This is a genomic window from Streptomyces sp. NPDC049813 (assembly GCF_044465085.1).
In the GTDB taxonomy this organism is placed as follows: domain Bacteria; phylum Actinomycetota; class Actinomycetes; order Streptomycetales; family Streptomycetaceae; genus Streptomyces.
In genome coordinates this window covers 218022-243655 of sequence record NZ_JBITLI010000010.1, presented here as the reverse complement: position 1 = coordinate 243655, position 25634 = coordinate 218022, and the positions used below count along the sequence as shown (strand labels likewise).

The following is a 25634-nucleotide window of genomic DNA, read 5'->3' as shown; positions in this document are numbered from 1 at the left end:
GAACCGTGCGGCACAGTCGCCCGAACCGTGCGGCACGGCCGCCCGAAGCGGATCCGAAGGATTCCCGAAGCGGCGTCGCGCACAGTCGGATCTCCGAGGCACCGAGGCACCGAGGCACCGAGGCACCGAGGCACCGAGGCACCGCATCACCGGGACAGCGGGTCCGCAGGAGCCCCCGGAGACCGGGAGAGCACAACACCGCCACACCGCCACACCGCCACACCGGCACGGAGACACAGCGGCACAGAGACACGGAAAGGGTGACCGGCGCATGACCAGGTACGGAGGCCGCAGGGCCATGGTCGTGGGCGGCCCGGCGCCGACCGGCCTGGCCATCGCGAAGCGGCTCGTGGAGGGCGGGGCCCGCGTCCTGGTCGTCGCCCCGGCCTCCGAACACGGCCGGCTCGGCGCCGAACTGGGCACCGCCGCCCGCATCGTCGACCCGGCCGCGCTCGACGCCTTGTGGGACGCGGAGGGCCCCGGCCCCTCCGTCGACTGGCTCTTCGCGGCGACGGCCGCACTCGCCCGTCCCCTGCTGCCCAGGCTGCGACCGGGCGCCGCCGTGGTGCTCACCGCCGCGGAGCCCTCCGGTACGGAACCGCACACCCTCGCGACGGACCTGGCGGACCTGGGCATCCGGGTCAACGCCGTCGTCCCGGCGTGTATCGCGGCCTCGCACGAGCCTCCGGCGCCGCTGCCACCGCTGGGCCGGCTCGGCGCCGCCGAGGAAGTGGCGCGGGCCGCACTGTTCCTGGCCACGGACGCGACATTCACCACCGGGGCGCGGCTGCCGGTGGACGGCGGTCTCGGCCGCGGTCCGGCCTCCCTTCCCCCTCCCCCGACCGATTCGCCTGTCCCCCCGCTCGACGAACCCTGGAGCAAGCAACCATGAGCACCGCACCGGACACCGCGGCCGACGCGCCCGCGCAGCCGGACGCGCAGCAGCCCGGCGACCCACAGAAGCTGCCGCTGTTCGCGCTGCTGGCGCTGGCCACCGCCGTCTTCATCACCAGCCTCACCGAGACGCTCCCCGCCGGGCTGCTCCCCGCGATCAGCGGTGACCTGGGCGTCAGCGAATCGGCCACCGGCCAGACCGTGACCATCTACGCGCTCGGGACCGCCCTGACGGCGATCCCGCTGACCGCCGCGACCTCCGGCTGGCGCCGCAAGCGCCTGCTGCTCGCGGCCATGGCCGGGTTCGCCGTCGCCAACAGCGTCACCGCCGTCTCCTCCGTGTACGGACTGACGATGGTCGCGCGCTTCGTTGCGGGGGTCGCGGCCGGCCTCGCCTGGGCGCTGCTCGCCGGGTACGCGCGGCGGCTGGCGCCGGCACACCTGCAGGGCCGCGCCATCGCCATCGCCATGGCCGGCATCCCTGTCGCGCTCTCGCTGGGCGTGCCCGCCGGTACGTTCCTGGGCAAGGTGACGGACTGGCGGGTGGCGTTCCTGGCGATGACCGGCCTCACCCTGGTGCTGCTGCTGTGGATCGTGGCGGCCGTGCCCGACCAGCCCGGGCAGCGGGACGGCGAACGCCCCGGCATGCTGCGGGCGTTGCGGGTACCGGGCGTGCCGCCGGTGCTCTTCGTCACGCTGGTCTTCGTCCTGGCCCACACCATCCTGTACGCGTACGTGGCCACGTTCCTCGACGACCTCGGCCTGGGTGACGACACCGACCTGGTGCTGCTGGTCTTCGGCGCCGCCTCGCTGGCGAGCATCTGGGTGGTCGGTGCCCGCATCCACCAGCAGCTCCGGCAACTGACGGTCGTCAGCACCCTGTTGGTGGCGGTCGCGGCCGCCGTCCTGGCCGTGTTCGCCGAGCACACGGCCTTCGTGTACCTGGCGGCCGTGCTGTGGGGGCTCGGCTGGGGCGGCGTGCCGACGCTGTTGCAGACGGCCGCGGGCGAGGCGGGCGGCGACCACGCCGACGGCGCCCAGGCGATGCTGGTGACGCTGTGGAACGTGGCCATGGCCGCGGGCGGCGTGATCGGCGGAGTGCTCCTGGACACAGCCGGGAGCGACTCCTTCCCGTGGACCCTGCTGGGGCTGCTCGCGCCGGTCCTCGTCGTGGTCCTCTACGCCCGCTCGCACGGCTTCCCTGCCGCGCGCCGCGACGGCGCCTGACCGTCCCCGACGCCAGGCTCCTTGGACGGCCCGTCGCACAGGGCCGTCCAAGGAGCCGCCGGGAATCCAGCCATCCGTCCGAGGAGCTTTCCGGGCCGCCCGGCCCTCGACCACGAGAGGGAAAAGGTCGCCGCCGGGGCGCGGACAGATTCCCGTCAGACACTTGTCACACAGCAATGGACCCGCAGCATTCCGTTCACATGGTTTTGACATGAGCCGCAATAGGCTGGTCAGAGCCCCTTCCGCGGCGCCCCCGCAAACCCCGCCCGGCGGCCCGGAAAGCGCTCGCCGCACGTACCGCCACCCGTATTGGCGCTGATCAGAGGCCAATATGGGAAAGTCCTCGATCATGTGACCGAAATACCGCCCGTGGGCGGTATTTTTTGCGTCCGGCGATCACGAGGGGGGCGCGCGTCACATGGGGGCGAGGGAGGCCGGGACCCGCGAGGACGGCGACGCGGCGCTGCGGGAGTTCACGGCGGAGGTGTTCGCCTCGCTGCGCCGTGCCGAGCAGCGGCGCTGGGCGCAGACCTATCTGCGCGCCCTCGCCCTCGCTCCCGGACGCAAGACGCCGCTGCGGCTGGTCCGGGCGGCGCACCTGCCGCCCGCGGCGGCGAAGGGGCTGCACCAGTTCGTCCACGCGAGTCCGTGGGAGTGGCGTCCGGTGCGGGCCCGTCTCGCCGGGCTCGTGGCCGGCCGCACTCGCCCGTACGCGTGGACGGTGGCGGACGTCGTGCTGCCGAAGACGGGAGCGCACACGGTGGGCGTGCACACCCGGCCCGACCCGGCCGACGGGCGTGCCGTGCACGGTCAGCGCGCGCTCGGCCTGTTCCTCGCCGCGCCGGGCGCGTCCTTCCCCGTCGACTGGCACCTGGTCCTGGACGGCCCCTGGGCGGCGGACCGTTCGCTGCGCGCTCGCGCGCGGGTGCCGCGTACCGAGCTGCCGCGCCCGGCGGGCCTGCACATCCTGGACCTGGCCACCGGGGACCCCGCCCGGACCGGCCCGGCCGGTCTGCCCTGGGTCCTCGATCTGACGCCGTACGCCGAAGCGGGGACGGTCCTGGCCGCGCTGGCCCGGCTGGGCCGCGCCGTCGTCGCCGAAGTGCCGCCGGACCTGGAGCTGCGTCACGCCCGCCCCGGTACCAGCACCGCGGGCGCGCTCCTGGAGCCGCTGCTGCGGCGCCGGCCCTACCCCGCGGTCCACGCCCACCCGGGCCCGGTCCGCCTGCCCGGCTTCGGTCCCGGTGGCGCGTACCGGCTGCTCGGCTGTGCGCCTCCCGGCGGGGCCGGAGCCGCCCGGCACTGGCTCACCGACCTCGCGGACGCGGGCGCCGAGCAGGTGCTGGCGCTGCTGCCCGCCCGGGTGCGTACCGCCGAGACGCTGGCGTCACTGCGCGCGCAGTATGGACTGGCCGACTTCACGGGCCGCTCCTTCCCGGGCTGGCACCACCACATGACGTTGCTCTCCGCCGCGTACGCGCAGGCGAGGCTGCCGGCCGGCGACCCAGGTACGGAGCGGTGAGACAGCGCGGCACGGCGGCGCCGCCCGCGCCGCACCATCCGCGGGCCCGGCCTGGGCCGGCCCAGGCCCGCACAGACGACTTACGACGAACGACAACGACGGACGACGACGGGGAAGGACGGACACGGTCATGAGGAGCGTGCTGGTGGTGGAGCGGGACCGGGACATCGCCGAGGAGACCGTCCGCAATCTGCGGCGCCAGGGCTACGCGGCACGCAGCGTCGGCACGGGTGCGATGGCGCTGCGGGCCCACCGGGACGCGGACTTGGTGCTGCTCTCGCTCGAACTGCCCGACGTGGACGGGTTACGGGTCTGCCGGACACTGCGTGACGACGGCGACGTGCCGCTGATCGCCATCGCCGACGGCGAGGACGAGCTGGGCCGGGTGCTAGCCCTCCAGGCGGGTGCCGACGACTGTGTGGTGCGGGCCTGGGGGTTCCGGGAGCTGGCAGCCCGCGCGGAAGCGGTGCTGCGCCGGGCCCGGCCCGCCGTGCGCGCGGCCGCGCCCATCGCGCTGCACCCCCTCCATCTCGACCCGCGCACCCAGGAGGTACGCGTGTCCGAGCGGCTGGTGCCGGTCACCGCGAAGGAGTTCGCGCTGCTCTACCTGCTGGCGGCGACCCCGGCGACGGTGGTCTCGCGGAAGGAGCTCATGGCCCGGATCTGGGACAGCGACTGGGGGCACGCGAGCCGCACGATCGACACCCACGTCAGCAGCCTGCGTGCGAAACTCGGCGCCAACAGCTGGATCATCACGGTGCGCGGCGTGGGGTACCGGATGGGACACGTGCGCCCGGTGGGTCGCGCCGCCGATGGCTGAGTCCGGGTTCAGGCCGCCGCTCCGGACGCGCGCGCGTCACGTCCCACCGTGTGCAGCGCCCAGCGGGCCGACGCCTGGTTGGAGGTGAGCGCGATCCGTCCGGGCCTGCGCCGCTCCAGCTCGCCGAGGACCGCAAGCGTGCCCATGCCCGTCCCGGTGAACAGCAGCGGGCGGTCGTCGTCCGGCAGCGCGGTGTCCAGCCGGTCCAGGAGGTCGAGGGCCGTCACCCGGTACGGGTCGTGCCGGCCGTCGGGCAGCGGTACCCGCACCACGTCGTCCACCGTGAGACCGGCCTGCTCCCAGAAGGCGCGCGAGGTGTCCGTCAGCCACGGCTCGTAGGGCGACACGAGGGTCACCCGGCGGAGCCGGAGCCCGGCGGCGATCGCCAGTACCGCCTGCGTGGAGGAGGCCACCGGGAGCCGGAAGCGTGCCGTCAGGCGCGCGCAGAACTCCCGGTCGCCGTCCGGGCCGAGCAGGTAGTGCGAGGCGCTGCACGCCACCACCGCCGCGTCGAGCCGCAGGGCGCCGAAGGAGCCGAGGGTGTCCGGGAGGACGTCGTTGTAGGTCTCCAGCATCCGGCGCAGCGCCAGCCCGGGAGTGCGGGGGAAGCGCGCGGTGTGCACGTTGACGCGGCCGCCGAGGAACTGGTGGAACTCCGGTTCCGCGGTGGGGTTCTCGGGCGGCACGACTATGCCGAGGCGGGGCAGCGGGAAAAGGTCCATGGTCGCACAGTAGAACGCGCCGGAAACACGGGGAGGGATTCCGTCGACTATTTGTCGCGGCCCCACCCCTTTCTCGCGCGGGTTTGCGTCCCTGACATTCCTTGACACTTCTTCTCAAGGCTTCACCCGGCTCGTGTTGCTTTTCGTGCCGGTGGAATCGGAGGCTGTTCCCAGTGCCGCGCCGCACCCCTGGACCGAATGCGCGGAGACGAAAAGGAGAGAGTGACATGACAGGAGTGGAAGGCGCCCGGGCAGCGGTGGTGTCGCCCCGGATATCCGACGCGACGCTGCGTGACTCCGCGCACATGGCGGGCGTCGAGTTCGGCCCGCGGGACGCCTCGGCGATCGCCCGCCTCCTCGTGGCCACCGGCGTCGACCTCGTCGAGGTCGGCATGGTCTCCGGGCCGGGCTCCAAGGACGCAGGCCTGGTCCTCGCCACGCACGAGGAGGTGGGCCCCGAGCGCAGCATGACGCTGGTGGTCGTCCGTGACCGGCGGCAGGTCGCCACGGCGCTCGACGAGGCCGAACGGCTCGGTGTGCGGCACGTGATGTACTCCATCCCGACCTCGGAGCAGCACGCCGTGCTCAAGCTCGGCACGTCCAGTGCCAAGCTCCTGACCGCCCTGGTCCGTTCGGCGGTCGGGCAGGCCAAGGAGCGCGGGTTCCACGTCACGTTCAGCGGTGAGGACGGGGCGCGTACCCCGGCCGCGCGGCTCGTGCCGTACGTGACCGCCGGGTTCGAGGCCGGCGCGGACCGCTTCCGGCTCGCCGAGACGGTCGCCTATCTGTCGCCCTGGCAGATGGAGAAGGTGATCGGCGATCTCACGGCCATCGACGGCGCCGAGATCGAGATCCACTCGCACAACATGCTCGGCCTCGCCGTCGCCAATTCCCTGGCCGCCGTGCGCGCCGGAGCGCAATGGGTCTCCGCCACCGTCGGCGGCATCGGCGAGCGCGGCGGCAACGCGCCGCTGGCGGAACTGCTCACCGCGCTGCGCGTCATCCACGGCGACACCCGCTTCGACCTGAGCCACCTCACCGAACTGTCCCGGCTGGCGCTGCGCGGGGCCCGGCTCGGCGAGGCGTTCCAGCCGGGTCCCACCACGGCGCAGGCCTTCGCCTACGAACTCCCCGGTCAGCTCACCCACCCGGAGGCGTACGAGACCCTGCCCGCCGAACTCGTCGGCAACACGCGCGAGTTGAAGGTACGCACCCGGCTCACCCCGGCCCTGGTCGGCTGGGCCCTGACCGACTCGGGGCTCGACGTCGACGTCACCGCCTTCACGCCGTGGCTGGCCGCACGGCAGGAGGAGGCGGGCCGCCCGCTGCTCGACCGCGACGCCATCCGCAAGGCCGCCGTCGACTTCACCGCCGCCTGACCACTCTCCCGCGGCCCCCTCACCTTCTGCTGACCCTTCCTGCTACTTCCCTGCCCCACCCACCATCGGAGTGCTTCATGACCACCGCCACCCTCTCCGGCGTCTGCCCCGAGTGCGAGACGGACCTGACCGTGCCGCCGGTCGGCCCGGGCGAGACCCTGTCCTGCCCCGAGTGCCTGCTGACGCTGCGTGTCGAGAGTGTCGTCGACGGTGTGCTGACCCTGGAGACCGTCGAGGTCCAGCTGCGCGACTGGGGTCAGTGAGATGGCCGCCAAGACCTTCCGGGCGGCTGTCGTCGCCGACCGGATCGCCTGGGAGGAGCGCCGCCTCATCGAGGCCGGCCCCGCCCTCGGACTGTCCGTGGAGTGGGTCAACGACGAGGCGCTGTGCCTGGGTTCGGCCGACGCGCCCTCGGTGCGCGACTTCGACCTGCTGCTCGTGCGCAGCCGCAGTTACACGCGCGGCGGGCTGATCGCCACCCTCGCGGAGGCCGCGGGGATCCCGACCCTCAACACGGCCGCGGCCATCCACGCCTGCGAGAACAAGGCCGCACTGCGTGCGGCGCTGCGCTCCGCCGACGTGCCCGTGCCCGAACACCGACTCGTCCTGTCGCGCAAGGACTTCACCCGGGCGCTGGCCGAACTGCCCCCGCCGGTCGTCCTGAAGCCGGTCTTCGGCGGCATGGGCAAGCGTGTCACCCTGCTGCGCGACGCCGACACCGCGCAGTCCGTCTACGACTACGTGGAGGACCTCGGGCACGCCTTCGAGCAGGCCGCGCTGGTCGAACCCTTCCTCGGCGGCGGCTCGGTGCGCTGCCTGGTGGTCGGCCGGGAGCTGGTGGCCGTCGCCGAGTTCGAGCCGGGCGGCGCCGACTGGCGCAACAACGCGGCGCTCGGCAACCACAACCGGGCCCTGGACCCGGCCCCCGAGATCGCCAAGACCGTGGACGCCGTGGTCGACGTCCTCGGGCCCGGGATCTACGGCGTCGACCTGTTCCGCACCCCCGAAGGCCTCGTCGTGAACGAGGTCAACCACGCCCCCGGCTTCCGGGCGGTCGCCACCGCCACCGGGGCGGACGTCCCCTCGGCCATCGGCCGCTACGTACAGGAGCTGCTCGCATGATCCGCGCAGGAGTCGTCGGGGCCTCGGGGCTCGCCGGCGGCGACCTCATCCGGCTGATCACCCAGCACCCGGAGTTCGAACTGACCTTCCTCGGCGGCTCCTCCCACGTCGGCAGGCGCCCCGCCGAACTCCACCCCAACCTCCGCCAGGACCTCGGGCTCGCCGTGGAGCCCGTCACCGACGACGTGGCCGGCCGCGTCGACGTCCTCTTCCTCGCCACGCCGGCCCCCGTCTCCGCCGACCTGTCCGCCTTGCTCGCCGACCGCGTCCCCGCCCTCGTCGACCTCAGCGGCGCCTTCCGCATCCGCACGCCCGAGCTGCACGACCGCTGGTACCCGAAGGTCCAGCGCCGCCCAGACCTCGCCGAGCGCTTCGTCTACGGAGTCCCCGAGCTGGTCCGGGAGCGCCTGCGCGACGCCGCCCTGATCTCCCTGCCCGGCTGCTACGCCACCGCCCTCACCCTGGGCCTGGCCCCGCTCACCCTCGGGCTCGGCCTCGACCTCACCACCGTCGTCGTCGACGGCAAGAGCGGCTCCAGCGGCGGCGGCCTCCAGCTGCGCGCCAGCGACCTGCACGCCCTGCGCAACGGTGCCATCGCCCCGTACGCGCCCACCGGCCACCGGCACGCCGCCGAGGTCGGCGATTTCCTCGCCCGCGAAGGGACCGGCACGGTCGGCTCCCTCAGCATGTCCGCCTACGGCGTGTCCCACGTGCGCGGCCTGCTCACCAGTACGTACGCCTTCCCGGCGACGCCCGTCGACCAGCGGCAGCTGCACCGCGCGTACCTGCGCTTCTACAAGGGGCAGCCCTTCGTGCGGGTGCGGCGCCACACCGAGACACGCGTCCCGGTCCCGGACCCGCAGGCCGTCCTCGGCTCCAACTACTGCGACGTGAGCGTGCTGCACGACCCGGACGCCGACCGGATCGTGGTGCTCGCCGCGCTCGACAACCTCGTCAAGGGCGCCGCCGGGCAGGCCGTGCAGGCCGCCAACCTCCGCTTCGGCCTCCCCGAGGAGACGGGGCTGACCATGCAGCCGGTGATGCCCGCATGAGCACCGCACCCCGCGACGCGTCCGCCACTCCGCTCGTGGTGAAGCTCGGCGGCAGCGCCCTGGACGAGCTGTCCGGCCCCTGGTGGGACGATCTGGCCGCCCACGCCCGGCACCGCCCGCTGCTCCTCGTGCACGGCTGGTCCAAACCGCTCAAACGGCTCGGCGGCCGGCACGCGGACCCCGCCGCGATCCTGCGCGACCGCTACGGCAACCAGAGCCGGTGGACCACCCCCGAAGTCATCGCCGACATCAAGACCGTCAGCGCCCGGCTGGGGGCGGACGTCCTCGACCGGCTCGCCCGCCGCGGCATCACCGCGCAGCGGCTGCTCGGCAGCGACGGCATCGTCGCCGCGGGCGCGGGCGAACGCTGGTGGTGGCGGGAGAAGCAACTCGTCGAACTGGCCAACCTGGTGGGCCCGATCACCTCCGTCAACCCCGCCCCGCTCGGCCCACTGCGCCCCGGCCACGCCCACCTGATCACGCCGCTCGCCCGCGACGCGGCCGGGCGGGAGGTCAACACCGACGGCGACCGGGCCGCCGCCGCGCTGGCCGGCGCGGTGAGCGCCGCCACCCTGGTCCTCGTCACCGACGTGCCCCACCTCCTGGTCGACGGCGAACCCGTCACCCGGATCGGCGCCGCGGCCGCCGCCCGGTTCCGCGACACCCAGGCCACCGGCGGCATGCGCAAGAAGCTGCGCGCGGCGGGCGAGGCGCTGGAGCGCGGGGTGCCGTCCGTGGTGCTCGGCAGCGGAACCGTCAGCGACCTGCTGGCCGCCCGCACCGGCACGGTCATCGCCGCCGAGGCGGCCCGGCCCGCGGCCTGACCGCGGCCCGACGTCCCGCAGGCCCCGCACTTCTCCCGCACCTGGAGCGCTTCCGTGCCACGACCCCGCGTCCTCCTCGTCAACAACGGCACCCTCTCCCTGCCCCAGCTCCGCGCCCGCTTCGAGGAGCTGGGCTCACGGACCGACACGACCGACGTGACCTCCCTGCCGGACCGGCTCGACGGCCACTATCAGGCGGTGGTGCTCAGCGGTACCAAGGTCCGCGCCTACGACCTCGACCACTACCGGCCCCTCGTCGACCTCCTCCTCGGCTCCCGCCTGCCGGTCTTCGGGATCTGCGGCGGCATGCAACTGCTGGCCACGCAGGCCGGCGGCCGGCTGGTCCCGGGCCCGCAGCGGGTCGGCGGCCACGAGGCCGAGGTCGACAAGGACCAGCCGCTCTTCACCTACGTGAAACCCAAGGTGACCGTCTTCCACCGGCACACCCTCTACCTGGAGGCCGCCCCGCCGGGCTTCCGCTCCATCGGCCGGTCCGCGCAGGCGCCCGTCGAGTTCCTGCGCTCCGACGACGGGCGCATCCACGGCTCCCAGGCGCACCTGGAGTTCCGCAAGGACGGCCTGGAGATCCTGCGCGGCTTCACCGACCTGTACCGCTGAGACCCCGCGCCGTCACCCGTGCGCACACCTGTGACCCCGAAGACCCCGACCCCGCGAAGGACCCCGGCATGAGCACTGCGGCAGACAACGAACAGCCCGCCTTCACCGTCCATCTCCACGGCAGCGACGGCCCGTTGCGCGGCTGGGTCGTGGTGGACACCCTGGTCGACGGAGTGGCCATGGGCGGCACCCGGATGACCGGCACGGTCACCGAGGAGGAGGTCGCGGGTCTCGCCCGCGACATGACCCACAAGTTCACGCTCGCCAAGCTGCCCATCGGCGGCGCCAAGGCGGGCATCGTCTCCGACGGAGGCATCGACTCCGACGGTGGGGGCGGTGGCGCGGGCGGGCGCGAGGAGCTCTTCCGCACCTTCGGACGCACCGTCAAACCGTTGCTGCACGGCGGTATCCACCTCGGCATCGACATGGGCGTCACCCCTGGCGACCGGGCCGTCTTCTTCGCGGAGGCGGGGTACGACCCCCGGTTCCGGCGCGGCGTCCCTGACATGCCGGTCGACTGGCGCACGTACTACGAGCCGCTGATCGACGCCACCGGACACGGTGTCGGGACCGCCGCGCTCACCGCCCTGGAGGCGGGAGGCCGCACCGGCGCGGCCCGCGTCGTCATCCAGGGGTTCGGCGCCGTCGGCCGCGCCGTCGCCCGCTTCCTGGAGGCGCGCGGCCACACCGTCGTCGCCGTCGCCGACGTCGAGGGCACCATCAGCGCCGACCGGCTCCCCGTCGACGACCTGATCGCCGTCACCGACACCTACGGCCGCGTCGACCGCCGCAGGCTGCCGCAAGCCGTCACGGTCTCCGCCGAACCCGAGGCGTGGCTGGACGTCGACGCCGACCTGCTCGTCCTGGCCGCGCAGAAGCACGCGCTCACCGAGGCCAACGTCCACCGGCTGCGTGCGCGGCTCGTCGTCGAGGGCGCCAACCTCGCCTCCACCGACGCCGCCCGCGAGAAGGTCACCGCCTCCGGCGCCCATCTGGTGCCCGGGGTGATCGCCAACATCGGCGGCGCCGCCTCCGCCGCGCTCGCCGTCACCCGCGTCGTCCCCTTCGACCTGTCCGCGGACGCTCGCAAGGAGTGGGTCTTCGACTGGGTGGCCGACCGGGTGCGCGGCAACACCCGCGACCTCCTGGAGATCGCCGCGGGGCAGGCCGGCGACCCGCTGGCCGAACTGCTCGCCGTGCGCCGCGCGGAGCGCCGATGAGCGCCCCCGCCGGGGCCGCCGCCCCGGCCGACCCGTCCCGCGCCGAGAAGCCTGCCGACACCCGGCCGGAACACACACCCCGCTCGGACGGCCGTACCGACACCTTCCCGGCGCACACACCGCACACGCCCGGCCGTGCCGCCACCTATCTGGCGCGCGGCTGGTGGCGGACCGAGACCTTCCTCGACGACCTGCGCCGGCAGGCACGGGAGCGGCCCCGCAAACTCGCCGTCGCCGCGCGCCGCCTCAAGGAGTCGCGTACCGACACCCTCGACTACGCCGAACTCGCGCGGCTCACCGACCGGTTCGCAGGCGCCCTGCTCGACCTGGGGGTGCGGCGCGGCGACGCCGTCGCGGTGCAACTGCCCAACCGCTGGGAACTGGTGGCGCTGATGTTCGCCACCATCCGGGTCGGCGCCGTCATCTGCCCCGTCTCACCTGTCTGCCCGGCGGACGAGCTGCGCCACCGGCTCGGCCTGACCCGGGCACGGGTGTGCGTCACCCTGCCGGACTGGGAAGGCGTCCCGCTCGCGGCGACCGTCGCCGGGCTCCGCGCCGAACTGCCGGATCTGGCCCACGTCCTGGTGGTCGACGGTCCCGCCCCCGAGGGCACGCGCTCCTTCCACGACCACTTCGTAGCCCAGCCGTGGGAGGAGTCGCGCGCACGGGAGCTGGAGGGTCGCGAACTCACCGCCGACGAACCGTTCGTGGTGCTGTTCACCTCCGGTACGACCGGCGCGTCCAAGGGGGTTCTGCACAGTCAGAACACCGTCCACTCGGCGGTCCGCGGCTACGTCGACGCCTTCGGTCTCGGTGCCGACTGGGTCGTCGCCGTCTCCACGCCGCTGGTCCATTACTCCGGTTTCGCGCAGGGCGTGCTCGCGGGGGTGCTGCTCGGCGGCACCGTCGCCTTCCAGGACCTGCGCGACAATCCGGCCCTGCTCGACCTCGTCGAACGCTACGGAGCCACCCTGCTCTACGGGCCGCCCGCGACCCTCGACGACGTGGCCCGGGCCCAGCGCGCCGATCCACGGGACACGACGAGCCTGCGCCACGTCGTGATCGGCTCGGCCCCGGTGCTGCCCTCCCTGGCCGCCGAGGTGCACGAGACGCTCGGGGCCCGCGCCCATTCGCTGTGGGGGATGTCGGAGAACGGGCCGGTGACCACCACCCGCCCGGACGATCCGGACGGCTGGGCGGCCCACAGCAACGGCCGCCCCGTCGGCTCGATGGAGACACGCGTCGACCCGCTGCCGGACGCCGGCTCCGACGGCGTCGGCCGGCTCCGGGTGCGCGGCGCGTCCCTGGCGCTCGGCTACCACCGGCGCCCGGAGGCGTTCGCCGCGGACCTCGACGGGGAGGGCTGGTTCGACACCGGTGACCTGGCCCGCGCCGACGGCCGGGGCGGCATCCGGGTCCTGGGCCGGGCCCGCGACGCCATCGTCCGGGACGGGGCCGTGGCGCCGGCGGCGCAGCTGGAAGGCGCCATCGGCACGCATCCCGCGGCCGTCGAGGCCGCGCTCGTCGGTCTGCCCGACGCGGCGGGGCGGCCGGACGCGACGATCCTGGCTGTGGTCGTCCCGCGCGACGGCACCGGCCCCACGCTCGCCGGGCTCCGCGACCACCTGCGCTCGCACGACCACGAGGAACGGTTCCTGCCCGACCGCGTGGAGGTGCTGCCCGCGCTCCCCAAGACACTCACAGGAAAGGTCCGCAAGGCGGTGCTCCGTGCCCGCTTCAGCCCTACGAGCTGACCGGTCCCGCCCGGCCCCGGCTCGTCCCGCTCCGCGCCCGTCGCACCCCACCCCCCTGGCCCGGCCCACCCGATCTGGAGCATCCATGCCCACCCCGGTCCCCATGTCCGCCACGCTCGCGGCCGACGCGGTCCTGGTTCGCAGGCAGCGCGCGGGGCAGCGGATCCTGCCCATGTCCAGCGGCGAGATCGGCCTGCCCGTGCTGCCCGAACTCGCCGCGCGCCTGGCCCGCGCCGCGCACCGGACCGCTTACGGGCCGGTCACCGGGAGCCTTGCCCTGCGTACCGCCGCCGCGGGGTACTGGACCCGGCGCGGCCTGGACACCGCGCCGGAGCAGGTGGTGGCGGGGCCCGGCAGCAAAGCGCTCCTCTTCGCCCTGCAACTGGCGATCGGCGGCGACGTGATCGTCCCGGTCCCGGGCTGGGTCAGCTACGGCGCGCAGACCCGGCTTACCGGCGGGACCCCGCTGCCCGTACCTGTGGCCCCCGGGCGCGGCGGGGTGCCCGACCCTGACCTGCTGCGCGAGGCGGTCGCCCGGGCCCGCGCCGCGGGCCGTGATCCGCGCACGGTCGTGGTCACGGTCCCCGACAACCCCACGGGGACCGTGGCCCCCGCCGGGACGGTCCGCCGCCTCGCGGCGGCGGCACGCGCGCTGGACCTCGTCATCGTCTCCGACGAGATCTACCACGACCTGGTGCACGACCCCGCCGCTCCCCCGGTCTCCCCGGCCCGGTTCGCGCCGGAACGCACCGTCGTCACCACCGGGCTCACCAAGAACCTCGCCGTCGGGGGCTGGCGCACCGGGGTCGCCCGGCTCCCCGACGGCGAGCCGGGCCGCACACTGCACACGGCGCTGGCCTCGGTGGCCAGCCAGATCTGGTCGAGTCCGCCCGCCCCGGTGCAGGAGGCCGCCGCCTACGCCCTGGCCGAACCGGCCGAGGTCGTGGCCCGTGTGGAGGCGAGCAGACGGCTGCACGCGACGGTGGCGCGTGCCGTTGCCGCACGGCTCACGGACGCGGGTGCCGTCCTGGCTCCCATCGTCGCCACGTGCTACCTGTACCCGGATCTCGAATCCCGGCGCGAGCAGCTCACCGCACGCGGGGTGACCGGCGGCGAGTCCGCCGCCCGGTGGCTGCTCGACCGGCACGGCGTCGGCGTGCTGCCCGCGGGCGCCTTCGGTGAACCGGACGATCCGCTGCGGCTGCGCGTCGCCACGAGCCGTCTCTACGGCACCACCGACGCCGAGCGCGAAGCCGCGCTGGCGGCCACCGATCCGCTGCGGTTGCCGTGGATCGCGGACGCGATCGACCACGCCGGGACGGCGTTCGCCCACCTCACGGCCATGGCCTGAACCACTCCTCGCCACCTCTTCCGCCTGCGCCCCACCCGCCTCACACCCAAGCCACCGCCCTACCGCCCCCTTCCAGGAGATCACCATGCCCGAGCCCGCGACCCCGGCCCCCGTGCCGCCCGTACTCTTCGAGGCCGACCGCCATGGCCGCCGTTACGTCGGCTTCGGTCTGCCCGAACCCGACGCCTCGCTCACGCTGTTCGCGGTCGACGCGCACACCCTCGCCGACACGTTCGTCACGACCGACGGGTCACCGGAAGCGGTCCGGGCGGCGCTCACGTCCGCCGACACCGTGACCGTGCCGGCCGGCGACCCGGAGCTGCGGCTGCGCCCGCCGCTGCTCCCCGAGGCCACCGGCAACGCGCTGCTGAGCGGCTTCATGGGCACCCATGTCAAGAAGTGGGGCGGGGAAAGGGCCCCGGAGGGCGGGGGGGAGTTCACGCCGCCGAAGTGGTTCTTCAAGGGCTTCGGGGACTGGGTCCGGCTACCGGGCGAGCCACTCGTCGTGCCCGCCGCACCGGTGGCGCTCATCGAGGAACCCGAGGTCGCCCTCGTCTACGTCAACGACCCGGAGGGCACCCCGCACTACGCCGGCTACACCTTCGGCAACGACCTGTGCGACATCGGCCTGCACCGCAAGGACCCGGGCTACAACCCGTACTGCAAACTGTGCGACACGGCGCTGGCGCCCTGGCTGTTCCTCGGGCCGCCGCCCGCTTCCGTGACCGGGCGGGTCACCATCGTCCGTGACGGGGCCACCGCGTGGGAGGGCTCCTTCGACTGCGGCGGCGACGCGCTGTACTTCCGCATCGCCGACATGGCCGCGCACTTCTTCGCCTTCCCCGCCGTGCGCAGGCCCGGTCTTGTCAACTACCTGCTGCTCGGCGCCGACGAGGCGAGCTTCCACGACGGTTTCCGGATCGCGGACGGGGACCGGATCGCCATCGACGTCAAGAGCCACGGCGTCACCCTGGACAACACCGTGCGGCACACCGCCCCGGCACCCGTCGCCCCTTGGCCCGGCGACGCCGCACGGGCATGAACACCGCGTGAAATAGGGGCCCTTGGCCTGTCGGGCGCCACCCGCGCTCGTGCAGGCTCGGGGCACACCCACCGCGCACCCACCGCCCCCTTCACACACCTGTCGTCCCGGCTCGCCCCGGACGCTCCAGGAGGAACGAGCAACCGTGACCGACCCGGCCAGGAAACAGGTGATCCTCGCCGCGCAACTGCCCGGCATCCACAACGTGACCGTCTGGTCGGACCCCAGGTCACGCAGTCAGATCGCCTTCGAGTCGTTCGCCGCGCTGGCCCGCACGGCGGAGCGCGGCCTCTTCGACTTCTTCTTCCTCGCCGAGGGCCTGCGGCTGCGCGAACACAAGGACGCGTTCTACGAGTTCGACGTGGCGGGCCGCCCGGAGAACCTGACGGTGCTCGCGGCCCTGGCCGCCGTCACCCGGCGCCTGGGGCTGGCGGCCACGGTGAACGCGACCTTCAACGAGCCCTATGAAGTGGCCCGCAGGCTGGCCACCCTGGACCACCTCAGCGCGGGTCGCGCCGCCTGGAACGTGGTGACCAGCTTCGACGGCTTCACCGGGGAGAACTTCCGTAGGGGCGGCTTCCTGCAGGAGGCCGACCGTTACACCCGCGCCGCCGAATTCCTCGCGGTGACCCGCCAGTTGTGGGACAGCTGGGCCGATGACGCCCTGCTCGACGATCCGGCAGGCGGCCACTTCGTGCGGCCCGGCGCCGGCCGGTTCGCACACCGGGGCGCGCACTTCGACATCAGCGGCCGCTTCGCGTCGCCCCGCGCCCCACAGGGCCACCCGGTGGTCATCCAGGCCGGGGAGTCCGACGCGGGCCGGGAGTTCGCCGCGAGCGACGCCGACGTCATCTTCAGCAAGTACAACCGGCTGGACGAGGCGCGTGCCTTCTACCGTGACGTGAAGGGCCGCCTCGCCCGGCACGGGCGGAGCCACGACGAGCTGAAGGTGCTGCCCACCGCGACCGTCGTGGTCGCCGACACGGACGCCGAGGCCGCCGCCTACGCGGACGAGATCACCCGCGCCCAGGTCGGCCCGCAGACCGCCCTCGCCCATCTGGAGGCGGTGTGGGGCCGCGACCTGTCCGCCTACGACCCCGAGGGGCCGCTGCCCGAGGTCGAACCCGACCCCGAAGCACTCGTCCTGCGCGGCCACTCCGTCTTCCGGACCGGCCGACTGGAGACCGCGCGCCGCTGGCGGGCCCTCGCCGAGGAGCGCGGTCTGAGCATCCGCGGACTCGTCACCGAGGTTCACGGCGGACAGACCTTCGTGGGCAGCCCCCGTACCGTCGCCGACGCGATCGACCACTTCGTGAGCAGTGACGGTGCCGACGGCTTCGTCCTGGTGCCGCATCTGACCCCGGACGGCCTCGACGACGTCGTCGACCGTGTCGTCCCGCTGCTCCAGGAGCGCGGTGCCTTCCGCACGGAGTACACCGGCACCACCCTGCGCGACCATCTGGGCCTGGGCCCGGCGCGTCCCCGCACCCATGTCCGTACTCCCTCGCAGGAAGGCGGCACGCCGCGATGACCGGTACCCCCTTGCACCTGGCCGTCGCTCTCGACGGAGCGGGCTGGCACCCGGCCGCCTGGCGTACGACCGGGGTGCGGCCCGCCGAGCTGTTCACCGCCGAGTACTGGGCGGCGCTCGTGGGGGAGGCCGAGCGCGGGCTGCTCGACTTCGTCACGCTGGAGGACTCCCTCGGCCCGCAGTCCGCCGCCTTCCACCGGCCCGACGACCGCACCGACCAGGTGCGCGGCACCCTGGACGCGGTCCTGCTGGCCGCCCGGCTCGCCCCGCTGACCCGGCACATCGGGCTCGTACCGACCGCCAACGTCACGCACACCGAGCCCTTCCACCTCTCGCTTGCCGTCGCCACCCTGGACTTCGCCGCCACCGGCCGTGCCGGCTGGCGCCCCCAGATCGCCTCCCGGGCCGCGGACGCCGCCCACTTCGGCCGCCGCACCACCCCACAGCTCACCGACGAGGAAGCCCGCGTCCCCGAACGCACGGCCGCCCGGCTGCGCCCCCTCTTCGACGAGGCGGCCGACGCCGTGGAGGTCGTCCGCCGGCTGTGGGACAGCTGGGAGGACGACGCGGAGATCCGCTCCGTCGCCACCGGCCGCTTCATCGACGGCGCGCGGATCCACCACATCGACTTCGAGGGACCGCACTTCAGCGTCCGGGGCCCGTCCATCACGCCCCGCCCGCCGCAGGGGCAGCCGCCGGTGGCCGGCCTCGCGCACGCCTCCGTGCCCTACGAGTTCGCCGCCCGGGCCTGCGACATCGTCTTCGTCACCCCGCACGACCGGCCCGGCACGAAGGCGGTGCTCGGCGAGGTCGACGCGGCGACGGCCGCCGTGGGCCGCGACCGCACGGCGCAACCCCTCCTCGTCCTCGCCGACCTGCTCGTCCTCCTCGACGAGACACCCGGCGCGGCCGCCCGTCGCCTGGCACGCCTGGACGACCTCGCGGGCACGCCCCTCACCTCCGACGCCGAGATCTTCGCCGGTACCCCCGAGGAGCTGGCCGACCTGCTGCTGGACCGGCGGACGGCGGGGCTCGACGGCTTCCGGCTGCGCCCGGCGGTCCTGCCGCACGACCTGGCCGGGATCACCGGGGCCCTGGTCCCGGCCCTGCAACGACGGGGCGCCTTCCGCACGGCCTACACCAGCGACACCCTGCGCGGCCACTTGGGCCTGACCCGCCCGCGCAACCGGTACGCGGGCACGAGATGAGCGGCTGGGGGCCGTCCCCGCCGCGACTTGACGCGGCGGGGACGGCCCCCGTACTCCCTCGGGCCGGTGCGGCGCATCCCCCGCATGGGCCGCACTGAACACCGGTCCGCCCGAGCGGAGTTGCTCCAAAGGCTGGCATGGACCAACCGTCATCTGGTGGAGAATTCGCACCCTTCCCGTGGGAGAAGGATGAAGCCGGGATGCTGTCCACCGCCCCCGGCAGCGCTTTTGCCGGCTTCCGCGCCCCACCGCGCGACGTCGACGCCGGCCGCGGCGGCCGGTGGAAAAATCCCGCGCACCGGCCGACCGTACGAGGGATCATGAGGGATGCCTCCAGATGACTGGCACCTCACCGAAGACCTCGATGGGTTTCTGGCCCGGGCCGGGGATTTCCTGCGGTCGCGCCCCGCGTCGCACACCGTCCCGCTGACGGTGACCGAGACGCTGCGCACGGGCGGCACAGTCGAATACGGCGCCGAGACTCCCGTGTTCGGAAGCGTGGGACCGGCGGGCGGGGTCCGCGCGGCCTTCTTCCACACGCCGCCCCACCGCCTGTACCTCACCGCTCTCACACCCGAGGATGCCGATGCCCTCGCGTCCCGGTTGGCCCGCCTCGGCCACCGGGTCCCTGGCGTCATCGCGGACCAGGACACCGCCGCGGCCTTCGCCGACGCGTGGGCGCGGCACTCGGGCGCGACACCGGCGCTGCATCAGCGGGAGCGCCTGTACCGCCTGGGTACGCTCACCGCTCCGCAGCCGTTCCCGAAGGGCCGGAGCCGGTTCGCGGACGAGCGGGATCGCGAGCGACTCGTGCGATGGCACGGCGAGTTCGTCGCCGCCGTGGGGAACGTCCCGGCCGGTGACAGCGGCGCGTGGGCAGACACACGCATCGCTCAAGGACGCGTCACGTTCTGGGAGTCCCCGGACGGCACTCCCGTGTCCATGGCGGGCGTCACCCCGATGGTCGCAGGGCAGGTCAGGGTGGCCCCCGTCTACACTCCGGCCCCCATGCGCGGACGCGGTTACGCGGGCGCCGCGACGGTCGAGGTGAGCAGGGCCGCGCGGGCGGCGGGGGCGGCGGAGGTCCTGCTCTTCGCGGACCTGGCCAATCCCACCAGCAACGGTCTCTACCAGCGGATCGGGTACCGCCCGGTCGCGGACTTCGCGGTGTACGACTTCCCGGAGCCGGAGCCGGGCCCGGACCCCGACCCGGACCTGGGGCAGGCGCCCGCCGCGTCGGAGGCGGGTGATCCGCGTGCATGAACCAGGCGGTGGACGAATCAGCGGCGTACCCGAAGGAGAAGCGTGAGCACGGAGACCGTCCAGGACGCCCCGGGCCGCCGCCCACACATCGACACCGCTCTCACCCGCGCGCTGGTCGACTCGCAGTTCCCGCACTGGGCCGGGCTCCCGCTGGAGCGGGTCGAACCGGGAGGATCGGACCATGTCATTCACCGGCTCGGCCGGGAACTGGCGGTCCGCCTGCCCCAGCACAAGGGTCCCGTCGGCTCACTGGCCAAGGAGTTCACCTGGCTGCCCCGGCTCGCGCCGCACCTCCCGCTCGCGGTGCCGACGCCGGTGGCGCAAGGCCGTCCGGACCTCGGATATCCCTGGCCCTGGTCGGTGTTCCGCTGGCATGAGGGGGAAACGGCCACCGTGCGGGGGCTCGGCGACTCGACTTCCGCCGCTGTCGAACTGGCACAGTTTTTGCGCGAGTTGTGGGGGTGCGCGGGGGTGGTGCGTCCGGCACCGGATGCCGCCGTGCGGCTCCGCACGCAGCCGTTGTCGTCCCGGGACCGGTCCACGCGCGCCGCGATCGAGCGCACGGCGGACGTCTTCGACACCGGCACGATGACCGCGGTGTGGCAGGCCGCGCTGGCGGCCGATCCGTGGGACCGGCCGCCGGTGTGGTGCCACGGCGACTTCCACACCGGGAACCTGCTGACCCGGCGCGGCCGGCTCACCGCCGTCATCGACTTCGGCGGCCTGGCGTTCGGCGACCCGGCCGCGGACCTGATGATGGCTTACACGCTCATGGCAGCTCCCGGACGCACGGCGTTCCATGCCGCCCTCGACGTGGACGAGGCCACGTGGACGCGCGGCCTGGGCTGGGGGCTGGCCAGCGGCCTGAGCGCCTACACCGCGTACGCGCGGGCGTCGCCCCGGATCGCCGCGGCGACGACGCGCCAGATCTCGGCGGTGCTGGACGACTGGACGCGGCGCTGAGGGCCCGCGCGTCGCCGCCGACTGCCCACTGCTCCTCGTCCATGCCTCCTCGGCAGCCGACGTGGACCCCTCACACGTACCGCACCACTAGCGAGACTTCAGCCCACCCGCACCAGCTGCAGCGGCACGATCGGAGAGACATGCGCACCCACCAGCTCGGGAAGACGACTGTCGAGGTCACCGAACTCGGTTTCGGCGGCGGGCCGTTGGGCGGGCTCTTCGCCCCGCTCGACGACGCGACCGCAGCTGCGACACTGGCCGCGGCCTGGGACGGCGGCATCCGGTACTTCGACACCTCCCCGCATTACGGCATCGGCCACTCCGAGCGTCGTGTCGGCGGACTGCTGAGCGGTCAGGAGCGGGACGGGTTCACGCTGTCCACGAAGGTGGGCCGGCTCCTGGTACCCCAGGAAGCGGCGGGGCGCATGGACGAGGCGTTCGCGGTGCCCGCCACCCACCGCAGGATCTGGGACTTCTCCCGCGACGGCGTGCTGCGCAGCGTCGAGGACTCCCTCACGCGCATGGGCGTCGACCGCGTCGACGTGCTGTACCTGCATGACGCCGAGCGGCACTTCGAGGAGGCGCTGCGCACCGGATATCCGGCCCTGTCCGAGCTGCGCGCCCAGGGCCTGGTCGGAGCGATCGGGGCCGGTATGTACGACCCCGGCAAGCTGACGCGTCTCGTGCGGGAGACCGACGCCGACGTGGTGATGCTCTCGGGCCGGTTCACGCTGCTGGACCACAGCGCGTTGGACGAACTGCTGCCCGCGTGCGGCGACCGTGGCGTCTCGGTCCTGGCCGCCTCGGTCTTCAACTCCGGTCTGCTGGCCACCGACCGGCCGGTCGACGGCGCCCGGTTCGACTACGCCCCCGCGGCACCGGAGCTGATCGCGAGGGCCCACCGGATCGCCGACGTCTGCGAGGCCCACGGTGTCACGGTCCCGCAGGCAGCCATGGCGTTCCCGCTGCTCCACCCGGCGGTCGCCGGGATCGTGGTCGGTATGCGCAGCGCGGACGAGGTACGGCGCAACCTCGCGTCCTTCGACGCGGCGGTCCCGAGCGCGCTCTGGGCGGACCTGCGCGAGGCGGGACTCGTGGACGAGCGGGTGGCGGAGGCCGGTCGCTGATCCGTCCGTCATCCTCGTCGTTCGCTGCCCGACCTCAACGCAGCTTTCTGTGCGCGGAGTTGACATGCCAGACTACGTCTGCGCGCGCTGCACCGGCCCCCTTCCCCGCGACTTGGAGACCTCCGTGACGACACCCCCGTCCCCCTCTCGGATCGACACGAGCCAGGCGCACCCCGCACGGGTCTACGACTGGCTGCTCGGCGGCAAGGACAACTACCCCGTCGACGAGGCAGTGGGGGAGAAGCTGCCGCCCGAGGTGCGGATCGGCGCGTTGCAGAACCGGGCCTTCATGAACCGGGCCGTCGCGTACCTCGCGAGCGCGGGCGTCGACCAGTTCCTCGACATCGGGACGGGCATACCCACCGAGCCCAACCTGCACCAGATCGTGCAGGGCATCGCGCCGTCCGCGAAGATCGTCTACACCGACCACGACCCCATCGTGCTGCGCCATGCGGAGGCTCTCCTGGTCAGCAGCCCGGAAGGCAGGACGGACTACGTCCAGGCGGACGTACGCGATCCGGGGGCGATCCTCGACCACGCCCGCACGGTGCTGGATTTCGACCGCCCGATCGCACTGTCGCTGATCGCGCTGATGCATTTCGTCGCGGACGAGCACGACCCGTACGGCATCGTCGCGACCCTCGCCTCCGCGCTGCCCTCCGGCAGCCACCTGGTGCTGTCGCACGCCGCCAGCGACATCTTCCCGGAGATCGCCGAGCAGGCGACGGAACAGTACGCGAGGAGCGGCATGACGCTCGCGCTCCGCTCCCGTAAGGAGGTGGCGCGTTTCCTGGAGGGGATGGAGCTCGTCGAACCCGGGCTGGTGACGGCCCCGGAGTGGTTCCGCGGGGAGCCCGCCCCGGAGCCGGAGCCGAGCGGGATGTACGCGGTGGTGGCACAGGTGTCCTGACGCCACCGCTGCCCGGGCCGCTGCCGCCCCGACGCGCGTCGACACGGCCACCGAGACCGTAAGCCGTGGCTGTGACCGTGGCCGTGGCCGTGGCCGTGGCCGTGGCCGTGGCCGTGGCCGTGGCTTGAGCTGATCAGCGACCCGTGGCAGGCTCATGCCGCATGATCGACGACTTCGCGAAGGACACCCTGCTCGGGAGACTCCAGCGGGACCGCGCGGCGCTGCTCTGGAAACTCGACGGCTTGTCCGAGTACGACGCCCGCCGTCCCCTGACAGCCACCGGGACGAACCTCCTCGGTCTGGTCAAACACGTGGCCAACGTCGAGGCGAGGTACTTCGGCGAGGTCTTCGGCCGCCCCTCTCCCGAACGGCTGCCCCGGTGGCAGGATTCCGACGGCAGTGACCTGTGGGCGGCCGCGGACGAGACCCGCGAGCAGGTCATCGGTTTCTACCGGCGGACGTGGGACCACGCGGACGCGACGATCAACGAGCTGCGCCTCGACGCTCCCGGCCATGTTCCGTGGTGGTCGGAGCCGCACGCCGACACGAACCTCTTCGCTGTCATGGTCCACGTCCTCGGCGAGACCATCCGGCACGCCGGGCACGCCGACATACTGCGCGAGGGTGTCGACGGACGGACCGGGTTGCGCGTCGAGCACGAGCAGCAGATCGATGAGGAGGCCCGCGCGGCCTGTCGCACGAGGATCGAGCAGGCCGCGAGGACCGCCGCGCGGCTCACGGCGTGACAGGCAACTCTTCACCCGCACACGTGGGGGTCGCCTTCACTCACCCGTCGCTCCGTCGATGAGTTCGCGAGCGATGTCGAGGTGGCCGGCGTGGCGGGCGTACTCCTGAAGGAGGTGGAAGAGGATCCGTCCGAGCGAAGGTGCTGGACCGGGCGCCGTGAAGCGGCCCCCGAGCCGGGCCTTGTCGCTCAGCGCGGCCGCGCCGACCGCGGAGTTCGCGGTGCCCACCTCCGCTTCATAGGCGGCGATGACCTGCGGCACGGTGACGTCGGCGGCGACCGTCCACTCCTCGTCGTCACCGCCTGGTGGATAGGCCACGACCTGCTCAGCGGCGAACCCCCAGCGCAGCCAGCGGCGTTCGACCCAGCCGAGGTGTTGGACCAGTCCCAGCGGCGACCAGCCGAGTGGTACGACGGGCGCGCGCACCTGGGCGTCGGACAGTCCGGCGATCTTGCGCAGCGTTGTCTCGCGGTACCACTCCAAGTAGCCGAGGAGCAGGTCCTGGGCGTCGGACGTCTGGACCGGTGGGCCGTCGAGGAGTGCGGGGACCGGGTCCGGAGGCTGCTGCATGTCACGACCGTAGCGCGGCCCCGGAGGCGTGCGCGGCTCGCACGTCTAACTGATCGCGCCGCGCCGGTCGTCGACGCGTACGGAGAGGTGTGCCCAGTGCGCCGTGAGCCGGGTCAGTTCGTCGGCCGTCGTACGGCCCGTCCAGCGCGATGCCTCTCCCGGCAGGAAGTGCACCGTGGTCCCGGTCGTGTCCTCGTCGGGGATCGGCGTCAAGTCGGTTGTCGGGACACCGTGTTCGTAGCGTTGGGTCCATGAGCCGCCCCGCCGGCGGTTGGTGTGGACGAGCCACGTGCTGAGTGCGGCGACCGTGGACATGCCCCGGCGCGGGTGTCCGTCGGGGAGTCGCGCCGCCCCGGGGTCGTCGAAGAAGCGGAGGTCCTTCGTCGCCATGACCGGCTTCTTCACGGCCCGGCCGTCCTCGTCGAACCGGGTGTCGGTGCCCCGCCCGTCGTCGCTCACGGACACCGAGCCATCCGGATGCAGGGTGATCCGGCACCTCCCGCCGCCCCCGCACTCGGCCTCGTCAGCCGCGTACGCGACGACCTCCAGGATCAGGTGCCGGACCCCGCCCGGAGCGTAGGCGGCCGGGTCCCGGCGGATGCGCTGCACATGGGCGGGGTCGACGCTGCTCCCCCAGTCGTGGGTCGTGTTGTGCCAGGCGGGGCGGGGGGCGTCCATCCGGCAAGTATGCGGAAGCGGGTGGGGCGGCGGGAGTCGCCTGGGAGGCGGAACGAGCAACCGGAACCGCCGGGTCGAGAGAGCAGCCTGAGCCGAATGCTTTGCACCCCGACCGCCCCGCACCACCCCCCACACCCCATTTATTGCGATGAGCGCGCCACCCCCACTGAACTAACGTCCCCCTATGACAACTACCCCCGCCCACCCCCCACGTCTCGGCAGCGCCCTCACCTTCCACGGGCCGCTCTCCGAAGCCCGCGCCGCGCGCATGGTCGACCGGCTCGCCACCGTCTCGCCGGCCACCGTCCTCGACATCGGGTGCGGCTGGGGCGAACTGCTCCTGCGCGTCGTGCGGTCCGTCCCGGGCGCGACCGGCGTGGGCCTCGACATCAACGCCGGCGATCTGGCCCGGGGCCGCGACCTCGCGCGGGAACGCGGGCTGGCCGGGCGGGTCGAGTTCGCCGAGGAGTCGGCGCTCGGCACCGCACGCGGGCCCGCGGACGTGGTGCTCTGCCTGGGCTCCGGTCAGGCGCTGTGCGACCCCGAGCAGCCGTACGATCCCGGCGCCGTCCTGCGCGAGCTGCGTCGTCTGGTCCGGCCGGGCGGACGCGTCGTCCTGGGTGAGGGGTTCTGGGAGCGCGTCCCGGCGGACGGGGAACTCGCGGCCATGTGGCCCGGGGCACGCGCCGACGACCACGTGGGGCTCGGCGCGCTCGTCGACCTCGCTGTCGCGGCGGGGTTCCGCCCCGTGTGGATCGAGTCGGCGAGCCGGGAGGAGTGGGAGGAGTTCGAGTCGGGCTACCGCCACGACACGGAACTCTGGCTCGCCATGAACCCGGGCCACCCGCTCGCCACCGAGACCCGCGAGCGCGTCGACCGCCAGCGGGCCTCCTGGGCGGGCGGCTACCGGAACGTCCTCGGCATCGCGTACTTGACGCTGGTACCGGTGGCGGCGGGCTGACGGGGCCGCGCGGTCGGTCCCGGCACCGCGTGCTGCTGGCGTCGGCGCGCCGGCACTCCGCACGGAGCCCGAGCGGCCGGACCCCACACCACGCCCCTCGGGGTCAGGCCGTCGACCCCCGCACCGCGCC

Annotated in this window: 25 protein-coding genes; 22 read left to right on the top strand and 3 right to left on the bottom strand. The window is 73.6% G+C overall.

Translation table 11 applies throughout. From position 1 onward, the window contains the following. The first annotated feature begins 271 nt into the window (after positions 1-271). The 4 genes from ACIBW6_RS21795 (at position 272) to ACIBW6_RS21780 (ending at position 4463) form a co-directional block, all read left to right on the top strand. Entirely contained in the window at positions 272-892 is a 621-nt protein-coding gene (locus ACIBW6_RS21795) for an SDR family oxidoreductase (RefSeq protein ID WP_399061993.1), read from the top strand. Further along, the gene (locus ACIBW6_RS21790) at positions 889-2121 is read left to right on the top strand and encodes an MFS transporter (protein WP_399061991.1); all 1233 of its coding nucleotides are present in this window, start codon (positions 889-891) and stop codon (positions 2119-2121) included. The genes ACIBW6_RS21795 and ACIBW6_RS21790 overlap by 4 nt, the downstream gene beginning before the upstream one ends. Positions 2122-2539: 418 nt before the next feature. Then, a complete protein-coding gene (locus ACIBW6_RS21785) occupies positions 2540-3643 on the top strand; it encodes a transposase (protein ID WP_399061989.1) in 1104 nt (367 codons plus the stop codon). Between the two features lie 130 nt (positions 3644-3773). Continuing rightward, entirely contained in the window at positions 3774-4463 is a 690-nt protein-coding gene (locus ACIBW6_RS21780) for a response regulator transcription factor (protein WP_399061987.1), read from the top strand. An 8-nt stretch (positions 4464-4471) separates the two neighbouring features. On the opposite strand, the gene ACIBW6_RS21775 is transcribed toward ACIBW6_RS21780, so the two are convergent. Next, entirely contained in the window at positions 4472-5185 is a 714-nt protein-coding gene (locus ACIBW6_RS21775) for an arylmalonate decarboxylase (protein WP_399061985.1), read from the bottom strand. A 227-nt stretch (positions 5186-5412) separates the two neighbouring features. Here ACIBW6_RS21775 and ACIBW6_RS21770 point away from each other — a divergent pair, with 227 nt between their 5' ends. From ACIBW6_RS21770 to ACIBW6_RS21690, 17 genes are all read left to right on the top strand, one after another. Next, a complete protein-coding gene (locus tag ACIBW6_RS21770) occupies positions 5413-6564 on the top strand; it encodes an isopropylmalate synthase (RefSeq protein WP_399061983.1) in 1152 nt (383 codons plus the stop codon). A gap of 77 nt (positions 6565-6641) precedes the next feature. Then, complete coding sequence (locus ACIBW6_RS21765) at positions 6642-6827, top strand: lysine biosynthesis protein LysW (protein ID WP_399061981.1); 186 nt, start codon at positions 6642-6644, stop codon at positions 6825-6827. Position 6828: 1 nt separating this feature from the next. Next, complete coding sequence (locus ACIBW6_RS21760; protein WP_399061979.1) at positions 6829-7686, top strand: RimK family alpha-L-glutamate ligase; 858 nt, start codon at positions 6829-6831, stop codon at positions 7684-7686. Beyond that, on the top strand, positions 7683-8738 hold the full coding sequence (gene argC / locus ACIBW6_RS21755; RefSeq protein ID WP_399061977.1) for an N-acetyl-gamma-glutamyl-phosphate reductase: 1056 nt from the start codon (positions 7683-7685) through the stop codon (positions 8736-8738). Before ACIBW6_RS21760 ends, argC begins: the two co-directional genes overlap by 4 nt. Next, positions 8735-9562, top strand: coding sequence for an acetylglutamate kinase (locus ACIBW6_RS21750; protein ID WP_399061975.1), 828 nt, complete (start codon positions 8735-8737; stop codon positions 9560-9562). Before argC ends, ACIBW6_RS21750 begins: the two co-directional genes overlap by 4 nt. A gap of 54 nt (positions 9563-9616) precedes the next feature. Continuing rightward, entirely contained in the window at positions 9617-10180 is a 564-nt protein-coding gene (locus ACIBW6_RS21745; protein WP_399061973.1) for a type 1 glutamine amidotransferase, read from the top strand. Positions 10181-10248: 68 nt separating this feature from the next. Continuing rightward, positions 10249-11400, top strand: a complete 1152-nt coding sequence (locus ACIBW6_RS21740; protein ID WP_399061972.1) for a Glu/Leu/Phe/Val dehydrogenase dimerization domain-containing protein — start codon at positions 10249-10251, stop codon at positions 11398-11400. Next, entirely contained in the window at positions 11397-13154 is a 1758-nt protein-coding gene (locus ACIBW6_RS21735; RefSeq protein WP_399061970.1) for an AMP-binding protein, read from the top strand. The genes ACIBW6_RS21740 and ACIBW6_RS21735 overlap by 4 nt, the downstream gene beginning before the upstream one ends. 85 nt (positions 13155-13239) lie before the next feature. Next, a complete protein-coding gene (locus ACIBW6_RS21730) occupies positions 13240-14505 on the top strand; it encodes a pyridoxal phosphate-dependent aminotransferase (RefSeq protein ID WP_399061968.1) in 1266 nt (421 codons plus the stop codon). Between the two features lie 85 nt (positions 14506-14590). After that, positions 14591-15547, top strand: coding sequence for a fumarylacetoacetate (FAA) hydrolase (locus ACIBW6_RS21725; RefSeq protein WP_399061966.1), 957 nt, complete (start codon positions 14591-14593; stop codon positions 15545-15547). 145 nt (positions 15548-15692) lie between these two features. Beyond that, positions 15693-17078 (top strand): NtaA/DmoA family FMN-dependent monooxygenase, encoded by a 1386-nt coding sequence (locus ACIBW6_RS21720; RefSeq protein WP_399061964.1) that lies wholly within the window; start codon positions 15693-15695, stop codon positions 17076-17078. Continuing rightward, entirely contained in the window at positions 17075-18286 is a 1212-nt protein-coding gene (locus ACIBW6_RS21715; RefSeq protein ID WP_399061962.1) for an LLM class flavin-dependent oxidoreductase, read from the top strand. The genes ACIBW6_RS21720 and ACIBW6_RS21715 overlap by 4 nt, the downstream gene beginning before the upstream one ends. Positions 18287-18613: 327 nt before the next feature. Then, a complete protein-coding gene (locus ACIBW6_RS21710; RefSeq protein ID WP_399061960.1) occupies positions 18614-19549 on the top strand; it encodes a GNAT family N-acetyltransferase in 936 nt (311 codons plus the stop codon). A gap of 42 nt (positions 19550-19591) precedes the next feature. Continuing rightward, the gene (locus ACIBW6_RS21705; RefSeq protein WP_399061958.1) at positions 19592-20512 is read left to right on the top strand and encodes an aminoglycoside phosphotransferase family protein; all 921 of its coding nucleotides are present in this window, start codon (positions 19592-19594) and stop codon (positions 20510-20512) included. Between the two features lie 140 nt (positions 20513-20652). After that, the gene (locus tag ACIBW6_RS21700) at positions 20653-21639 is read left to right on the top strand and encodes an aldo/keto reductase (protein ID WP_399061956.1); all 987 of its coding nucleotides are present in this window, start codon (positions 20653-20655) and stop codon (positions 21637-21639) included. Positions 21640-21763: 124 nt separating this feature from the next. After that, positions 21764-22549, top strand: coding sequence for an SAM-dependent methyltransferase (locus ACIBW6_RS21695; RefSeq protein ID WP_399061954.1), 786 nt, complete (start codon positions 21764-21766; stop codon positions 22547-22549). A gap of 161 nt (positions 22550-22710) precedes the next feature. Next, the gene (locus ACIBW6_RS21690) at positions 22711-23295 is read left to right on the top strand and encodes a DinB family protein (RefSeq protein ID WP_399061952.1); all 585 of its coding nucleotides are present in this window, start codon (positions 22711-22713) and stop codon (positions 23293-23295) included. 36 nt (positions 23296-23331) lie between these two features. Here the strand turns inward: ACIBW6_RS21690 and ACIBW6_RS21685 are convergent, their stop codons facing one another. Both ACIBW6_RS21685 and ACIBW6_RS21680 read right to left on the bottom strand, forming a co-directional pair. Further along, positions 23332-23865: a DinB family protein gene (locus ACIBW6_RS21685; protein WP_399061950.1), complete on the bottom strand. Its 534-nt coding sequence runs from the start codon at positions 23863-23865 to the stop codon at positions 23332-23334. A 45-nt stretch (positions 23866-23910) separates the two neighbouring features. Then, the gene (locus ACIBW6_RS21680) at positions 23911-24543 is read right to left on the bottom strand and encodes an ATP-binding protein (RefSeq protein ID WP_399061948.1); all 633 of its coding nucleotides are present in this window, start codon (positions 24541-24543) and stop codon (positions 23911-23913) included. 184 nt (positions 24544-24727) lie between these two features. Here ACIBW6_RS21680 and ACIBW6_RS21675 point away from each other — a divergent pair, with 184 nt between their 5' ends. Next, complete coding sequence (locus ACIBW6_RS21675) at positions 24728-25504, top strand: SAM-dependent methyltransferase (RefSeq protein ID WP_399061946.1); 777 nt, start codon at positions 24728-24730, stop codon at positions 25502-25504. Positions 25505-25634: the final 130 nt, after the last annotated feature.

What these genes read in the sequence shown, in the direction of transcription:
- ACIBW6_RS21795 (WP_399061993.1), top strand. Translation starts at nt 272, where the DNA reads ATGACCAGGTACGGAGGCCGCAGGGCCATGGTCGTGGGCGGCCCGGCG.
- ACIBW6_RS21790 (WP_399061991.1), top strand. Translation starts at nt 889, where the DNA reads ATGAGCACCGCACCGGACACCGCGGCCGACGCGCCCGCGCAGCCGGAC.
- ACIBW6_RS21785 (WP_399061989.1), top strand. Translation starts at nt 2,540, where the DNA reads ATGGGGGCGAGGGAGGCCGGGACCCGCGAGGACGGCGACGCGGCGCTG.
- ACIBW6_RS21780 (WP_399061987.1), top strand. Translation starts at nt 3,774, where the DNA reads ATGAGGAGCGTGCTGGTGGTGGAGCGGGACCGGGACATCGCCGAGGAG.
- ACIBW6_RS21775 (WP_399061985.1), bottom strand. Translation starts at nt 5,185, where the DNA reads ATGGACCTTTTCCCGCTGCCCCGCCTCGGCATAGTCGTGCCGCCCGAG.
- ACIBW6_RS21770 (WP_399061983.1), top strand. Translation starts at nt 5,413, where the DNA reads ATGACAGGAGTGGAAGGCGCCCGGGCAGCGGTGGTGTCGCCCCGGATA.
- ACIBW6_RS21765 (WP_399061981.1), top strand. Translation starts at nt 6,642, where the DNA reads ATGACCACCGCCACCCTCTCCGGCGTCTGCCCCGAGTGCGAGACGGAC.
- ACIBW6_RS21760 (WP_399061979.1), top strand. Translation starts at nt 6,829, where the DNA reads ATGGCCGCCAAGACCTTCCGGGCGGCTGTCGTCGCCGACCGGATCGCC.
- argC (WP_399061977.1), top strand. Translation starts at nt 7,683, where the DNA reads ATGATCCGCGCAGGAGTCGTCGGGGCCTCGGGGCTCGCCGGCGGCGAC.
- ACIBW6_RS21750 (WP_399061975.1), top strand. Translation starts at nt 8,735, where the DNA reads ATGAGCACCGCACCCCGCGACGCGTCCGCCACTCCGCTCGTGGTGAAG.
- ACIBW6_RS21740 (WP_399061972.1), top strand. Translation starts at nt 10,249, where the DNA reads ATGAGCACTGCGGCAGACAACGAACAGCCCGCCTTCACCGTCCATCTC.
- ACIBW6_RS21735 (WP_399061970.1), top strand. Translation starts at nt 11,397, where the DNA reads ATGAGCGCCCCCGCCGGGGCCGCCGCCCCGGCCGACCCGTCCCGCGCC.
- ACIBW6_RS21730 (WP_399061968.1), top strand. Translation starts at nt 13,240, where the DNA reads ATGCCCACCCCGGTCCCCATGTCCGCCACGCTCGCGGCCGACGCGGTC.
- ACIBW6_RS21725 (WP_399061966.1), top strand. Translation starts at nt 14,591, where the DNA reads ATGCCCGAGCCCGCGACCCCGGCCCCCGTGCCGCCCGTACTCTTCGAG.
- ACIBW6_RS21715 (WP_399061962.1), top strand. Translation starts at nt 17,075, where the DNA reads ATGACCGGTACCCCCTTGCACCTGGCCGTCGCTCTCGACGGAGCGGGC.
- ACIBW6_RS21710 (WP_399061960.1), top strand. Translation starts at nt 18,614, where the DNA reads ATGCCTCCAGATGACTGGCACCTCACCGAAGACCTCGATGGGTTTCTG.
- ACIBW6_RS21700 (WP_399061956.1), top strand. Translation starts at nt 20,653, where the DNA reads ATGCGCACCCACCAGCTCGGGAAGACGACTGTCGAGGTCACCGAACTC.
- ACIBW6_RS21690 (WP_399061952.1), top strand. Translation starts at nt 22,711, where the DNA reads ATGATCGACGACTTCGCGAAGGACACCCTGCTCGGGAGACTCCAGCGG.
- ACIBW6_RS21685 (WP_399061950.1), bottom strand. Translation starts at nt 23,865, where the DNA reads ATGCAGCAGCCTCCGGACCCGGTCCCCGCACTCCTCGACGGCCCACCG.
- ACIBW6_RS21680 (WP_399061948.1), bottom strand. Translation starts at nt 24,543, where the DNA reads ATGGACGCCCCCCGCCCCGCCTGGCACAACACGACCCACGACTGGGGG.
- ACIBW6_RS21675 (WP_399061946.1), top strand. Translation starts at nt 24,728, where the DNA reads ATGACAACTACCCCCGCCCACCCCCCACGTCTCGGCAGCGCCCTCACC.